This is a genomic window from Bradyrhizobium sp. LVM 105, assembly GCF_003957705.1.
Taxonomy (GTDB): Bacteria; Pseudomonadota; Alphaproteobacteria; order Rhizobiales; family Xanthobacteraceae; genus Bradyrhizobium; species Bradyrhizobium frederickii.
On record NZ_QZMV01000001.1, the window covers coordinates 468,192 to 482,043 of the forward strand.

Consider the following 13,852-nt stretch of genomic DNA (forward strand, 5'->3'; position numbering starts at 1 on the left):
CGGCTTGGCAGATTCGAGGGGGACTACAAAAACGTCTTGGACACCATCGGAGCGTAGCTTCGGGCAGATTGCCGTTTCTTCCCGATGCCCCCGGGTCCCCGATGTCTGCCCCCGATAATCCCGCGACCGAAACTCCGGACGTGCTGTTGGCTGCACTGGAACGCGCCGACGATGGCGTCGTCATTGTCGATGGCGCGCACCGCATCACGCATTTCAACGCCAGTGCGGAGCGGATCTGGAAGCTCGCGCGCGCCGACGTGCTCGGCCGCGATGCCGAAATTCTCACCCTCAATTGCCTTCTGGCCGATCCGGCCGCGGAATTCCGCGACGAGATCAGCCTCGTACGGCAGGACGGCAGCCGGATCCGTGCGGCCATATCGCTCTCGTCCGTTGCGCATGACGGCGCGACCCATCGCGTCGTGTTCGCGCGCGACATCACCGCGGATGCCGAGCGCCGCGTCAGGATCGGGCTTCTCCACGCCGTCTCCGATCAGACCAACCGGGCGGTGATCATCGCCGACACCGAGCTGAACATCGTCTACGTCAACTCGGCCTTCACGACGCTGTTCGGCTACACCAGCGGTGAGGCCGAGGGCCGCCGCGCAGGCGAGCTCATCGCCGGCTGCCACACCGACCGCAAGGCGATCGCGAAGCTGGTCAAGCGTCTGATGCGCGGCGGTCGCCGCGGCGAAGCCGAAGTGCTCACCTACGACAAGGACGGCGAGGAGATCTGGGTCTGCGCCCGGATCGACGCCTTTCGGGACAACAAGGGGCGGGTCAAGCACATCTTCGCGCTGCTCGAGGACATCACCGAGACCAGGCAATTGCGCTCGCTGCAGCAGCTCATCATGGCCTCGCTCGCGGACGAGGTCCCGATTACCGACATCGCCGACAGGCTCTGCCGCCGCGTCGAGGAGATCGCGCCCGACGTCGTCTGCTCGCTGCTCCACGTCGATGCGGCCGGCCTGATCCACCCGCTCGGAGGTCCGAGCCTGCCCGAGGACTATTCCCGCGCATTGGACGGCATTGCGATCGGCCCGAATGTCGGCTCCTGCGGCACTGCCGCCTTCTACGGCGAGCCGGTGCTGGCGACCGACCTCGAGACCGATGTCCGCTGGCAGCCCTACAAGGCGATGCCGCTCGCGATCGGCCTGCGCGCCTGCTGGTCGACCCCGGTCAAGGCCAAGGACGGCCGCGTCATCGCGACCTTCGCCTTTTATTACCGCGAGCCCCGCGCGCCGAGCAACTGGCACCGGCGCATCGTCGAGGCCTGCGTCAATCTCGGCGCCTTCGCGATCGAACGCAAGGAGGCCCGCGCCGAGATCGCGCGGCTCGCCTATCACGACATCCTCACCGGCCTGCCGAACCGCGCGCAGTTGCGGCACCTGATCACCACGGCGATCGATGCCTGCCCGACCGGCAGTCATATCGCGCTGGCCTTCCTCGATGTCGATCATTTCAAGGACGTCAACGACACGCTCGGTCACGCCGCCGGCGACGAGCTCCTGGTCCAGCTCGCCCAGCGTCTGCACGAGCAGATCGGCCCCGAGGACATGCTGGGACGGCTCGGCGGCGACGAATTCGTCATCTTGCTGCCGCAGCGCAATGCCGAGAGCGCCGCGCGCCTCGCGGCCGACGTCACGGAGGCGCTGGCTGCCCCCTTGAGGCTCGGATCGAAGCTGATGCCGATGTCGGCCAGCATCGGCATCAGCCTCTATCCCGACCATGCCACCGACATCGACACGCTGATGCAGCAGGCCGACGCCGCCATGTACATGGCCAAGCAGGCCGGGCGCTCGACCTATCGCATCTTCAGTGCCGAGATGAACGGACTCACCGAGCAGCGCCTGGCGCTGATCGCGGCGCTCCGCCGCGCCATCGCGGAAGGCGCGCTGAGCCTTAGCTACCAGCCGCAGATCCGTAGCTGCGACGGCGCGATCCACGGCGTCGAGGCGCTGTCGCGCTGGCACGATGCCGTGCTCGGCGACGTCTCGCCGGCAAAGTTCATTCCGCTCGCCGAGGAGTGCGGCCTGATCGAGCAGATCGGCCTGTGGTCGGTGCGCGAGGCCTGCCGGCAGATGGCGAGCTGGCGCCGTGCCGGCCTCAACATTCCCTGCGTGTCGGTGAACCTGTCGCCGATCAATTTCCGCAACGTCACGCTCGCCGCGCGGCTCAAGGACATCCTCGCCGACCACGACCTGCCGGCGGACGCCCTGATGCTGGAGATCACCGAGGGAGCGTTCATGCAGGACAGCGTCGCAGCGCTGGAGACGATGAACGCGATCCGGGAGCTCGGCGTCGGGCTCTCGGTGGACGATTTCGGCACCGGATATTCCAGCCTCAGCCGCCTTGCGCACCTGCCGATCCGCGAACTCAAGATCGACCGCAGCTTCATGCGCGACATCGAGCGCGACGCGGGCGCGCTCGCGATCGCCACGGCCGTGGTGCGCGTCGGCCAGGGCCTCGGCATGACCGTCGTCGCCGAGGGCGTCGAGACCGAGGGCCAGCGCAAGACGCTGGCCGAACTCGGCTGCGACGTCGTGCAAGGCTTCCTTTACGCGCCCGCGCTTCCGCCCGTCGCCTTCGAGCGCTGGCTGATCGAGCACTGCGCCGAGCAGGCGAAGTCGATGCTGGGGAGGCTCGATGTCGCGCAGGCCGGTGCCGGCGCGGTCAGGCGCTCAGCATAATTGATTGCTTTCCCGCGATATTCTCGGCAATTAGGAACGCATCGGCAGATCGGCGGTTTGGTTGAGTGATACCTGCCGGAGCCATCACCGGCATGGATGGCGCTTCAGGACGAAAGGCCCAGGATCGACAGAAGCTGCGCGCCCGCGAGATGGCTGGGAATAAGATCGACCGCGTGGCGCGTGCGAATTGATCTAGCCAAACGCAGCAAGCCGATCCAGGAATAAGGGCGAGCACCAGGAGGCCCCGACACCGGAGGACTTCGAGCTGCCGGAGACATGAGGACGACAGATGAAACGGCATCCCCCATCGCGTGCAGCGAACGAGGCGAACAGCCACTTCAAACAGGCCGCGGCGAAGCCGGCGACCGATTACGAGAAGGCGGAAGAGGCTTTCCAGGCAAATCGGGAACGACTGAAGGCCGAGCGGTTGGCGAGGGAGGCTGAACGACGAAGCCGGCCCGAGAAGACGCCTTAGACGTCGCACTTCTCCTTCGAGAAGCGCCATACGGTCGTAACGCGCTGGCTAAAGCATGGAAAGTACGACGATCCCGTCTTCGAGCTCGCCGGAAGCAAGCCGCGCCCGCGCAATGCGCTCGAACTCCGTTCGATGCTTCTGCAGATAACTGAAGGCCTGCTTCTGCGTGTTGAATGTCGTGGCAAGCTGGCATATCTGCCGATTTGCGCCGGACGCGAGAAAGAAGGTGATGGTTCCGTGGTCTGGCTTCACTCTAGGCACGATCTGCACTCTCCGGCATGTGATCGGCCCTCTCAATGCGGCGGCGGCGTGAAGACGATTATCGTGTCGGCTTCTTCGAACGCTTCTTGAGCGCCGGCGCCGGCAAAGCCAGCCGAACAGCTTCGTCAGCCGCCTCCTTGGCCTCGCGCGCAGCTCGCAGCCGCGCCATGTTCTTGCGAACTTCGATGGCCTGCCGTTCGGCGTCGACCATTGCCCGCGCTCCGTCTTCAGCGGCCAAGCGGCGGCGATCGGACCGCGCGACGCTCGCGGGTGACGGCTCTGCCGGCTTCTTGGTGCTCATCGTCCACCCGGCTCCGCAAACGACTAAACCCGCTCAATCCTGGGATTGAGCGGGTAGGGCGGCCGTTTCAGTACATCCGTGAAACGGCGCCACGATATCAAGCCAGCGAGAGATTCTCAGCGCTGACCTTGCCTCGCACCTTGTCGGTCTTGGCCTCGAAATTGACCTGTTGGCCCTCTCCGAGACCTGCAAGACCAGCCCGTTCAACGGCGCTGATGTGAACGAACACATCGTTGCCGCCGTCGTTCGGCTGAATGAAACCGAAGCCCTTTTGGCCATTGAACCACTTGACCGTACCTGTCGTCATCTTCTTCTCCAAAGCGCGCAAGCGCATTCCGCGCGACAATCACGCGGTCATCTTCAACTTCGTCGATGTCTTTGGAAAAGGAGCCCGCGGGCGCATTCAACAAGGCACAGCGGCTAATCGAACAACATCAATATATATGATTTCCAGGATTTTGCAAGGAGCTAGGCCATTTTGTTTTCGAACGAGGCAATTCCTCTGTTCCGATCGAGGCGCTTTGCGTGGGTCTGTCGATCTGCGAGCAGGACGTTAGCGATTGACAGCGCTGCGCGACAATGGTCACGGTGTCTGTATCGCCGTGACAAGCAGACCTGTGTCTGAAGCCGCGACCAAGGTCGCGGCTGCTATCCTCACAATTCGCAATGAAGCTCCTGCGCAATTGGCTGCCTGCAGGACGTGTCGCCATTCGCAGCCCCCGGTCGGGAGGATCAATTGCACGTACTCGTCAGAGACAACAACGTCGAGCAGGCACTCCGCGTTCTCAAGAAGAAGATGCAGCGCGAGGGCGTCTTTCGCGAAATGAAGCAGCGGCGCTCGTATGAAAAGCCGTCCGAGCGAAAGACGCGCGAGAAATCCGAAGCTATTCGTCGCGCCCGCAAGCTGGCCCGGAAACAAGCGATCAGAGAGGGATTGCTGCCCGCGCCGCCAAAAAAGAAGCCCTTCGAACGCAAGCCGCCTTTGCCGGAGATCAAGGCTCGGGCGGAGTAGAGAGAGCTTTCCCTACGGCCTGAAATCGATGCCGCGGAGCACGATGCCCGGCGGCGTGCCTTCGAACTCCGTCGCGCGATATTTGCTCGCCGCGCGTGCTTCGATGCGGTCCCGCAGGCGGGTGAACTGAGCCTCCCGCTGCTCGGGCTTGACTTGCGGGCCGCGCTCGAGATCGTCCATCGCGGAGGTCGAGACGGCGCAAGGAATTTCCCTGGTGCCGTCATGCATCGAGAACCGGACGATCATCCGGTCGTATTCGTGGCTGATAAAGCGGCCGCTGGTCAATGTCATGGCTTGCTCCGTTGCGTGATTGCCAGGCGCGATCGCACCCTTCAAATCAGCGCGGCGACCGGCCGCCTGCGTTCCGTCGCGCGCGGCACGTGGTGAGAATTCAAGCGGCGGTCGTTCGCTTCAGTTCTCCCCCGACAGCCGGGCGAAATCGTCGAGCAGCGCCGCCACCAGCGCGCGGTGACGCGTGTCCTCGGCGGGCAGGCTCGCGGCATAGAGGTTGAGCAAATGACGCGCCTTCACCGCGGCCTCCGGCCAGGACGCGGCGGGCACCGTCATCATGCGGTGCTCGAGATCGGCCTCGCGCTCGCGCAGCTCTCTGGTGTTGGCCTCGACCTCGGCCAGCGCGCGGCGCAGGTCGGTGGCCTTCTGTGCGGCCATGCCGCGGTGCTTGTCGAGATCAACGGGATGATCAGTCATTGGCGATGCTCGCGTCTGCGGCTTGCGCGTTCGCGAGATCGACCGAGCCGATCGACAGCATCTCCATCATGCCGCCGGCGCCTTCGGCCGGCACGGTGATCATCGTGGCAACGCGGCGATAGGCGGCGAAGGTCAGGCCCTCGATCGTCTCCTCGTCGGTGACGACCTCGTAGGCGCCGGCCGGCAACACGCGGTCGATGCCGCGCATGCGGAACGGATGCCTGAACGTGACGGTCTCTCGCCGCGAGCGGATGGTCATGCAGGCCTGCCTTTCGCAAGTGGAGCCCCAACCGGTGCCGGCCGTGGCGAGCATGCGCTCTTGGCGCGGCAATAGCCAGCACTATCGTCGCGAGGCATTTAAACGCTCGCAATCGCTTCGGCACGGGCGTAGGATCGCGGTCATCACCGCACGTCTCGACGGCTTCGACCGGTGACTGAGGGTCACGTGTGCTCCCGCCGAAGGCTTCGCAGGAGCGTTCGATGTCGCGTGTTCGCATCTCGGAATGATCGTTCCCCTGTATCTTCTCGTATGCGGAGCCGCCATCCTCAATGAGTAGGGCGATACGCGTGCCGTACCTGGTCAGTGGGACCAACGAATACGGCAGTTCCAATCTGGGCCGCGGCACCGCGGCGGTCGCGCTGCGTCTCGCGCGAAAATTGCTGCGCGAAGGCTACATGGACGTCAGGGTCTGCACCCCGCGCGGACGGGTCCTGCAACCCGATGAATTCGACCAACTTGAACCGGCAAAGGAGAGCGACATGGCAAAGGGCCAACAACGCGGCAACCGCGAAGCCAAGAAACCGAAGAAGGAGAAGTCCAAGATCATCGCCGCGGCCCCGAGCCGCAAGGAAGCCGCCTGGCAGCCGGATTTCGGACCTGCAAAGAAGAAGTAGGCGAGCTACAGCTCACCAGCTTCGACGGCGCACCGACCATATGTCGCAGCCGCATTCGAGTTGAAGCTCGCTTGCCTTTACGAAGTTGCATCTTGGCGCGAGGCCAGTCCCGTCCTGCGCCTGAGATCGGTGATCGCGCGCAAAAAGCTGTCGGCCGGCGTGGTTTCGGGATCGATCAGCCGGTGCAGGCGGAAGCCGTCTTCCAGCGCCAGCACGACGGAGGCCATCCAGGGCGGATTCAGATTGCTGTTCTTGCCGTTGCTCTTCGACGTGGCTTCGATGATGTCGGCGACCAGCTTGCGGCGCGCGCGCAGGCGTTTGGCGAGCTCGGGCCGGCGCTTCTCGGCGCGCGCGACGAACAGGATCATCTCCATATGCAGCAGCGGCGAGCGGCCGAGCGGATCCTGCCGCGTGCGGTCCATCGCCTTCAGCGCGGCGATGAAATCGTCGAGATTGTCGTGCTGGGCGAGGATGTCCATGTTGCGCCGGATCGACTGCTCCACATGGTCCTCGAGCATGGCGATGATCAGCTCGTCCTTGCTCTTGAAGTTCGAGTAGAACGCGCCGCGGGTGAAGCCTGCCGCCGCCGCGATCGCCTCGATGCTGGCGCCGCCGATGCCGTCCGCTTCGAACACGCGCGCGGCCGCCTCGAACAATTTGTCGCGCGTATCGTCCCTGGTCGGCCTGGTTCTCACCCTTGACATCGGAGCAGGGTAGGGCAGAATGAAACTCGATACAACAATGTATCGAGTTGATAATTTCAAGGGGATGGTTACGCCGCGCGAGCAGGGCAGCGTCGGCGTATTCGTGTCATGCGGCAACCGATTTGAGGTCACCATGAACGAGCACGTGCAAGGCGCCGGCGGCGCGCCGCTGTTCAATCCGCTCTCGCCGGACTTCATCCGCGATCCCTATCCGCATTACGACCGGCTGCGCACGATTGATCCGATCCATGTGACGCCGTTCGGCCAGTTCGTCGCCAGCCGCCATGCCGACGTCAGCCTCGTGATGCGTGACAAGCGCTTCGGCAAGGATTTCGTCGAACGCTCGAAGCGCCGCTACAGCGACAGGATCATGGACGAGCCGGTGTTCCGCAGCATGAGCCACTGGATGCTGCAGGCCGATCCGCCGGATCACACCCGCCTGCGCGGCCTCGTCGTCAAGGCCTTCACCGCGCGCCGGGTCGAGGACATGCGGCCGCGCATCCAGGAGATCGTCGACCAGGCGATCGATGCCGTGATCGACCGCGGCCACATGGACCTGATCGAGGATTTCGCCTTCCGCCTGCCCGTCACCATCATCTGCGACATGCTCGGCATCCCCGAGGAGCATCGCGAGGTGTTCTACAACAGCTCGCGCGACGGCGGGCGGCTGCTCGACCCCGTGCCCCTCACGCCGGAGGAGATAAAGAAGGGCAACGAGGGCAACCTGATGGCGCAGATGTATTTCCAGCAGCTGTTCGAGCTGCGCCGCAAGAATCCCGCCGACGACCTCATCACCCAGCTGGTGCAGGCCGAGGAGGACGGCAACAAGCTCAGCAACGAGGAGCTGACCGCCAACATCATCCTGCTGTTTGGCGCCGGCCACGAGACAACGGTCAACCTGATCGGCAACGGCCTGCTCGCGCTCCATCGCAACCCGGACCAGCTTGCGCTGCTCAAGGCGCGCCCCGAGCTGATGGAGGGCGCGATCGAGGAATTCCTGCGCTACGATTCCTCGGTGCAGATGACCGGGCGCGTCGCGCTGGAGGAGATCGAGGACCTCGGCGGCAAGCGGATCCCCAAGGGCGAGACCGTGCTGTGCCTGCTCGGCTCGGCCAACCGCGACCCGGCGGTCTATCCTGATCGGCCCGACCGGCTCGATGTCACCCGCCAGAACGTGAAGCCGCTGTCGTTCGGCGGCGGCATCCATTTCTGCCTCGGGGCCCAATTGGCGCGCATCGAGGCCGAGATCGCCATCGCCACCCTGCTGCGGCGGCTGCCGGACCTGCGCATCGACGACGTCGAAAACCCGGAATGGCGGCCGACCTTCGTGCTGCGCGGCCTGAAGCGGCTGCCGGCGAGCTGGTGAGGCTTCGGCGCTGGTTCTGCAGGCGCTACCCTCATCCTGAGGGCCCGCGAAGCGGGCGTCTCGAAGGATGGCCGCGGGCGAGAGCGGGGCCTGCATGGTTCGAGACGGCGCTTGGTGCGCCTCCTCACCATGAGGGTCGCACACCGGCGTTAACCTCCGCGCGCAACAGTCGCTGTGACTTCGCCACACTTCCCCCTATATAAGGGGCTGTTCCGGCACGCCTGAAGTCCACGAAGGCCAGGGTTTGGTCCGGGTGCCGGTTTGGCCGAGGGGAGACCCGTGCAGACGACGCTGCTCGGATTGGCGATTGCCTTCATCATTGCGCTGCTGGCCGCGCTGATCGGGCCTTACTACGTCGACTGGAACCAGTTCAGGCCCCAGTTCGAGGCGGAGGCCGGCAAGATCATCGGCGTGCCGGTGCGGGTCGCGGGCGAGCTCGACGCGCGGCTGTTGCCGACGCCGACGCTGCGGCTGCGCCAGGTCACCTTCGGCGGCAACAACGATCTCGGCCGCCTGCGCGCCGACAAGCTAGACGTCGAGTTCAGCCTGGGCTCGCTGATGCGCGGCGAATGGCGCGCCACCGAGCTTTCGGTGGGCGGCATGGCGGTCGATCTCGGCCTCGATGCGCGTGGGCGGGTCGATCTGCCCTCCACCGCGAGCGGCACCTTCAATCTGGCCTCGCTCGCCATCGAACGGCTCAATCTCACCGGCCGCATTGCCCTGCACGATGCCGCAAGCCGCTCGACGCTGGAGCTGAACGACATCGCCTTCTCCGGCGACGTCCGCTCGCTCGCCGGATCGGTGCGCGGCGACGGCCGCTTCACCGCCAATGGGGTGCGCTATCCGTTCCGCGTCTCGTCCGGTCCGAGCGCCGACGGCAACGCCACCCGCCTCCACCTCAACATCGATCCCGGCGAGCGCGCCATCCTCGCCGATCTCGAAGGCGTGCTCGCCTTCGACAACCGCCTGCCGAAATTCGAGGGCGCGCTGACGCTGGCCGTGCCGGCGGCCAAGAAGGCCGGCGAGGCCGGGCCGACCCCTTGGAAGCTCACGACCAAGCTCAAGGCCGATCCGGCCGGCGCGAAGTTCGAGCAGATCGACGCGAGCTTCGGTCCTGAAGACAGCGCGCTGAAGCTCGGCGGCGTCGGCGACCTCAAATTCGGTGCCTCGCCGCTGCTGCGCGCGGTGCTGTCGGCGCGGCAGGTCGATGCCGACAGGCTCGCCGCCAGGGACGATGCCGAGCCGCTCCGCATCCTGCCGGCGCTGCGCGCGGGGCTTGCCGCCATTCCGCAGGCGCCGATCCCGGCCCAGATCGAGTTCAACACCGACCAGATCATGCTCGGCGGCCGTCCGCTGCAGAACATCACGGCCGAGCTCCAGACCGACGGACGGTCCTGGACGTTCCAGCGGCTCGAGCTGCGCGCGCCCGGCATGACGCAGCTCTCGCTCAACGGCGCGACGCCCGGCGCCGACAGTTTCAGCGGCCGTCTCAGCGTCGAGTCCTCCGATCCCGACACGCTGGTGGCCTGGCTCCAGGGCCGCAGCGAAATCAACCGCCGCAGCACGCGGCCGCTGCGCCTTGCCGGCGAGGTCACGATCGCCGCCAACCACCTCGCCATCGACCGGCTGAAGGCCGACATCGAAGGCGGCACCGTGGAAGGCCGCATCGCCTTCGTGCAAACAGGCGCGAGCAAGGGCTCGCGGCTCGACGCCGACCTCAGGGCCGACCGGCTCGACCTCGACTCCGCCGCAAGCTTCGTGCGCGCGCTCGCGGGACCGCAGGGCGAGTGGCCGGAGGAAGCGAAGCTCTCGCTCGATATCGGCCGCGCGATCTCCGCCGGCCAGGAGCTGCGTCCGTTCGCTGCCAGGCTTGCTTACGGCCCCACCTCGCTGTCGCTGGAGCAGCTGCGCTTCGGCCAGGCGAGCGGCGTGACCACCGTGGCGAGCGGCAGCTTCGACCGCGCCAAAGTCACCGGCAAGCTCGCGCTGCAATCCTCGGCCAATTCGCTGCGCGAGCTCACCGCGCTGATCGAGCCGTTTGCGCCCGCGCTGCGCGCGCGCTTCGATGCCATCCCGGCCGCATCAGGCGCGACCCGCCTCAAGCTCGATCTCAGCCTCGACAAGAACGCCGAGCATGCCGATCGCAGCAACGCCCGCGCCGTGCTCGAGCTTGACGCGCCGCAGCTCAAGGCGACCGCGACGCTGGCCGCGCAGACGCCGGCTTCCGCGATCGGCGGCATCGACCTCGAGCGTCTGCGCAGCAGCGACTTCACGCTGGACTCGAAGGTGTCGATGCCGCAGGCCGGCGCGCTGCTGGCGCTGCTCGGGCTCGACCGCGTGGTGGCCGCAGGCGAGGGCGCTTCGCAGTTCGAGGGCAAGCTGACCGGCGCCTGGCGGCGGCCGCTGCAACTGAACGCAAAGCTCAGCGGCGGCGGGCTGGATGCCGACGCGCAGGGCAGCGTCGAATTGTCGGAGCCGAAGGGCAGCGTGAATTTGCGCGTGCGCAACGTCAATCTGGCGCCGCTGCTCGGGACCAGCCGGACCGACAAATCGGCGCAGAATGTCAGCCTGTCCTCCCGCATCACGATGACGGGCAACCGGCTGACCTTCGACGATCTCGACGGCAATGCGGCCGGCGCGCATCTGCGCGGCCATCTGGTCGTGATGCTGGATTCCGACAAGAGCGTCGACGGTGAGGTCGGTCTCGATACGCTCGATCTTGCGCCGGCGCTCGCGATGGCGATTGGCGCAGCCGGGCGTGAGACGAGCGACCCCCTCAGTGCAGGGCTCATCACCGGCTGGCGCGGCCGGATCGCCTTCCAGGCGTTGCGCGGGATGTTGCCCGGCGGCATCGAGCTGCGTCCGTTCGGCGGCACGATCCGCAGCGACGGCCAGTCGCTCGCGCTCGATGGGCTCAAGGGCGCGCTCGGTGGCGGCGAGATGTCGGCAAGCTTCGACGCGCGCAACGGTGCCAATGGCCTCGCTCTGAATGCGCGCATCGAGCTCGCCAATGTCGATGCGGCGGCGCTGCGCTACCGCAACCTCGCGCTGCCGAAGGGGCGCGCCTCGGTGCAGATGGCGCTGACCAGCCAGGGCCGCAGCGTCGCAGCGCTCACCGGCGCGCTCGCCGGCAACGGCACGGTGACGCTGGAGGCCGCGGAAATCGGCGGCCTCAATCCGCGCGCCTTCGAGATCGCGATCCGCGCTAGCGACGGCGGCCAGGTCGCCGACGACAACCGCTTGCGGCAGCTGGTCGAGCCCGCACTTGCCGCCGCACCGATCGCGGTGGCGTCGGCGCAGATTCCGTTCACGATCCGCGACGGACGCTTGCGCGTCGGCGCGACGCCGCTGGAAGCGAAGAACGCCCGCGCCATCGTGTCCGGCGGCTACGACATTCCCGCCGACCAGGCCGACATCCGCGCCAGCCTGACGCCGATCATGAACGGCCTCTCCGGCGCCCCGCCGGAGATTCAGCTGTTCGCCGCCGGCCCCCCCGACAAGCTCAACCGCACGATCGATCTTGCGCCGCTGTCCTCCTGGCTCGCGGTGCGCACGATCGACCGCGAGACGCGCCGGTTGGACGCGATCGAGCGCGGCGAGCCGCCGCCGGCGACCGCGGCGCTGCCGACGCTGGTGTCTCCGGATCCGGCGCCCGAGCAGGCGCCCGCCAATGTGCCGCTGCCCGGCCAGGATCCGCGCCGCCCGCCCGCAAAGCTAAAGGCCGCGCCGACGCCGAAGGCCCCGCAGGCGGCTCCCGCTGCGCCAAGCCCGCCGCTCGCCAGCCAGCAGCTCGCGCCGCTGCCGCCGGCCATCGACGTCAAGCCCGCCCCGGGGCCGCCGCCGGCCAAGCCGAGGCCAAAGCCGCCGCTGGTGCTGACGCCGCAGAACCCGTGAGGGCGCTCTTGGTTTGCTCGGACCGAGCCGCGGGCTTGCTCACCTCTCCCGCTTGCGGGAGAGGTCGCGCCGACGGCGCGGGTGAGGGCTCTCTCCTCTAGGGGAAAGTCCCGTTGATGAGACACCCTCTCCCCAGCCCTCCCCCGCAAGCGGGGGAGGGAGCCTACTGCCGATGCCGCTGCATCCTGCACATCGTATGCGATTGCCTTGCCGGCAAGCGGGAGAGGGCGCGATCCGTCTTCCTTCTCCGCCCCTTAACCCATTCCCTCGCATTTGAATGAATTTTGCCCGGCAAAACTGATTTGCCGATTTTACCGAATTCTCGCGTTTCATCTCTAGCGTCGGTTTCCAGAGGAATTCGGCGTCGCGTCAATTGCGGCGCAACGGTTCGCAAGAGACGACCAAGAACTGGGGTAATCGAGATGGACGGGGCGAAATCGCTTCTGCAGGACCTGGACGACGCGATCGCGCGCGGCACCGACGAAAGCCGGGCGAAGGCGTTGTGGCATGCGACCGACATTCTGATCACCGGCCGCTACAGCGACGACGAGATCAGCACGTTCGGCGAGGTAATCGGCCGGCTCGCCGAGGAGATCGAGGTCGCCGCGCGAACGCAGCTTTCGGAGCTGATGTCGGCGTGCGATCACGCGCCCTTGAACGTCATCGAGAAGCTCGCCCTCGACGACGAGATCGCGGTCGCCGGTCCCGTGCTGCGCGACTCCAATCGCATCGACGACAGGATGCTGGTCGAGAGCGCCATGACCAAGGGCCAGTCGCATCTGCTCGCGATCTCCCAGCGCAAGTCGATCGGCGAGGCCGTGACCGACGTGCTGGTCAAGCGCGGCAACCAGGAGGTCGTGACGTCGGTCGCGAAGAACGAGGGCGCGCGCTTCTCCGGGTCGGGCCTGTTGCACATGGTCCGCCGCGCCGAGGGCGATTCGATTCTCGCCGAACAGCTTGGCCTGCGCAAGGACGTGCCGCGTCACATCTTCCAACAGCTCATCTCGAAGGCTTCGGAAGACGTGCGCCGCCGCCTCGAGAGCGAGCGGCCCGAGATGATGGCGCAGATCCAGAGCTCGGTGACCGAGCTCACCGGCGATCTCCAGTCCAAATTCGGTCCGTCCTCGCGCAGCTATTTCGTCGCCAAGCGCGTGGTGACGACGCAATACCGTCAAGGCAATCTCAACCAGGATTCGATTTCGAACTATGCCCGCCAGCACCGCTTCGACGAGGTACAGATCGGCCTGTCGCTGCTCTCGTCGCTGCCGGTCGACGTGATCGAGCGCGCGCTGATGGACCGCAATCGCGAGATGATCCTGGTCTTGTGCAAGGCGCTCGACTTCTCCTGGGATACGACGATGTCACTGCTCTTCCTCGGCGCCAAGGATCATCTGATCACGGCGCGCGAGCTCCAGGACAACGAGCGCGAATACGGCCGGCTCAAGATCGAGACCTCGCGCAGCATCTTGAAGTTCTACCAGTCGCGCAAGACCGGCACGGGTGCCGATGCGGGCCGTCAGCCCGAGCTCCAAGTTCACTGACAGGTACAT

At 66.3% G+C, this 13,852-nt stretch carries 13 protein-coding genes; 6 read left to right on the forward strand and 7 right to left on the reverse strand.

What is annotated here, in order from left to right; translation table 11 throughout:
- Positions 1–101 precede the first annotated feature (101 nt).
- Complete coding sequence (locus tag D6B98_RS02250) at positions 102–2,687, forward strand: EAL domain-containing protein (protein ID WP_126255313.1); 2,586 nt, start codon at positions 102–104, stop codon at positions 2,685–2,687.
- Positions 2,688–3,210: 523 nt separating this feature from the next.
- On the opposite strand, the gene D6B98_RS02260 is transcribed toward D6B98_RS02250, so the two are convergent.
- The 3 genes from D6B98_RS02260 to D6B98_RS02270 form a co-directional block, all read right to left on the reverse strand.
- A complete protein-coding gene (locus tag D6B98_RS02260) occupies positions 3,211–3,432 on the reverse strand; it encodes a hypothetical protein (RefSeq protein ID WP_126255315.1) in 222 nt (73 codons plus the stop codon).
- A 49-nt stretch (positions 3,433–3,481) separates the two neighbouring features.
- A complete protein-coding gene (locus D6B98_RS41850; protein ID WP_430642478.1) occupies positions 3,482–3,634 on the reverse strand; it encodes a hypothetical protein in 153 nt (50 codons plus the stop codon).
- Between the two features lie 187 nt (positions 3,635–3,821).
- Positions 3,822–4,031 carry a cold-shock protein gene (locus tag D6B98_RS02270; RefSeq protein WP_126255860.1) on the reverse strand — a complete coding sequence of 70 codons (210 nt, stop codon included), beginning with the start codon at positions 4,029–4,031 and terminating at the stop codon, positions 3,822–3,824.
- Positions 4,032–4,460: 429 nt separating this feature from the next.
- Here D6B98_RS02270 and rpsU point away from each other — a divergent pair, with 429 nt between their 5' ends.
- Entirely contained in the window at positions 4,461–4,736 is a 276-nt protein-coding gene (gene rpsU / locus D6B98_RS02275) for a 30S ribosomal protein S21 (protein ID WP_027572522.1), read from the forward strand.
- Positions 4,737–4,748: 12 nt separating this feature from the next.
- Here the strand turns inward: rpsU and D6B98_RS02280 are convergent, their stop codons facing one another.
- The 3 genes from D6B98_RS02280 to D6B98_RS02290 form a co-directional block, all read right to left on the reverse strand.
- On the reverse strand, positions 4,749–5,027 hold the full coding sequence (locus D6B98_RS02280; protein ID WP_126255317.1) for a DUF1488 family protein: 279 nt from the start codon (positions 5,025–5,027) through the stop codon (positions 4,749–4,751).
- Between the two features lie 120 nt (positions 5,028–5,147).
- Positions 5,148–5,444 (reverse strand): hypothetical protein, encoded by a 297-nt coding sequence (locus tag D6B98_RS02285; RefSeq protein WP_126255318.1) that lies wholly within the window; start codon positions 5,442–5,444, stop codon positions 5,148–5,150.
- Positions 5,437–5,703: a hypothetical protein gene (locus tag D6B98_RS02290; protein ID WP_126255319.1), complete on the reverse strand. Its 267-nt coding sequence runs from the start codon at positions 5,701–5,703 to the stop codon at positions 5,437–5,439. Before D6B98_RS02290 ends, D6B98_RS02285 begins: the two co-directional genes overlap by 8 nt.
- Positions 5,704–5,993: 290 nt before the next feature.
- On the opposite strand from D6B98_RS02290, the gene D6B98_RS02295 reads away from it, so the two are divergent.
- A complete protein-coding gene (locus tag D6B98_RS02295; RefSeq protein ID WP_126255320.1) occupies positions 5,994–6,338 on the forward strand; it encodes a hypothetical protein in 345 nt (114 codons plus the stop codon).
- 77 nt (positions 6,339–6,415) lie between these two features.
- Here the strand turns inward: D6B98_RS02295 and D6B98_RS02300 are convergent, their stop codons facing one another.
- A complete protein-coding gene (locus D6B98_RS02300; protein ID WP_126255321.1) occupies positions 6,416–7,042 on the reverse strand; it encodes a TetR/AcrR family transcriptional regulator in 627 nt (208 codons plus the stop codon).
- A gap of 133 nt (positions 7,043–7,175) precedes the next feature.
- On the opposite strand from D6B98_RS02300, the gene D6B98_RS02305 reads away from it, so the two are divergent.
- The 3 genes from D6B98_RS02305 to D6B98_RS02315 all read left to right on the forward strand — a co-directional run bounded on the left by D6B98_RS02305 (position 7,176) and on the right by D6B98_RS02315 (position 13,843).
- On the forward strand, positions 7,176–8,408 hold the full coding sequence (locus D6B98_RS02305) for a cytochrome P450 (protein WP_164718401.1): 1,233 nt from the start codon (positions 7,176–7,178) through the stop codon (positions 8,406–8,408).
- A gap of 279 nt (positions 8,409–8,687) precedes the next feature.
- On the forward strand, positions 8,688–12,302 hold the full coding sequence (locus tag D6B98_RS02310) for an AsmA family protein (protein WP_126255322.1): 3,615 nt from the start codon (positions 8,688–8,690) through the stop codon (positions 12,300–12,302).
- Positions 12,303–12,724: 422 nt separating this feature from the next.
- Positions 12,725–13,843, forward strand: a complete 1,119-nt coding sequence (locus D6B98_RS02315) for a DUF2336 domain-containing protein (protein WP_164718333.1) — start codon at positions 12,725–12,727, stop codon at positions 13,841–13,843.
- Positions 13,844–13,852: the final 9 nt, after the last annotated feature.

Excerpts from the sequence above, each read along its gene's own strand:
- D6B98_RS02290 (WP_126255319.1), bottom strand. The coding sequence starts at position 5,703 with ATGACCATCCGCTCGCGGCGAGAGACCGTCACGTTCAGGCATCCGTTC.
- D6B98_RS02270 (WP_126255860.1), bottom strand. The coding sequence starts at position 4,031 with ATGACGACAGGTACGGTCAAGTGGTTCAATGGCCAAAAGGGCTTCGGT.
- D6B98_RS02295 (WP_126255320.1), top strand. The coding sequence starts at position 5,994 with ATGAGTAGGGCGATACGCGTGCCGTACCTGGTCAGTGGGACCAACGAA.
- D6B98_RS02305 (WP_164718401.1), top strand. The coding sequence starts at position 7,176 with ATGAACGAGCACGTGCAAGGCGCCGGCGGCGCGCCGCTGTTCAATCCG.
- D6B98_RS02285 (WP_126255318.1), bottom strand. The coding sequence starts at position 5,444 with ATGACTGATCATCCCGTTGATCTCGACAAGCACCGCGGCATGGCCGCA.
- D6B98_RS02315 (WP_164718333.1), top strand. The coding sequence starts at position 12,725 with ATGGACGGGGCGAAATCGCTTCTGCAGGACCTGGACGACGCGATCGCG.
- D6B98_RS41850 (WP_430642478.1), bottom strand. The coding sequence starts at position 3,634 with ATGGTCGACGCCGAACGGCAGGCCATCGAAGTTCGCAAGAACATGGCG.
- D6B98_RS02250 (WP_126255313.1), top strand. The coding sequence starts at position 102 with ATGTCTGCCCCCGATAATCCCGCGACCGAAACTCCGGACGTGCTGTTG.
- D6B98_RS02300 (WP_126255321.1), bottom strand. The coding sequence starts at position 7,042 with ATGTCAAGGGTGAGAACCAGGCCGACCAGGGACGATACGCGCGACAAA.
- D6B98_RS02280 (WP_126255317.1), bottom strand. The coding sequence starts at position 5,027 with ATGACATTGACCAGCGGCCGCTTTATCAGCCACGAATACGACCGGATG.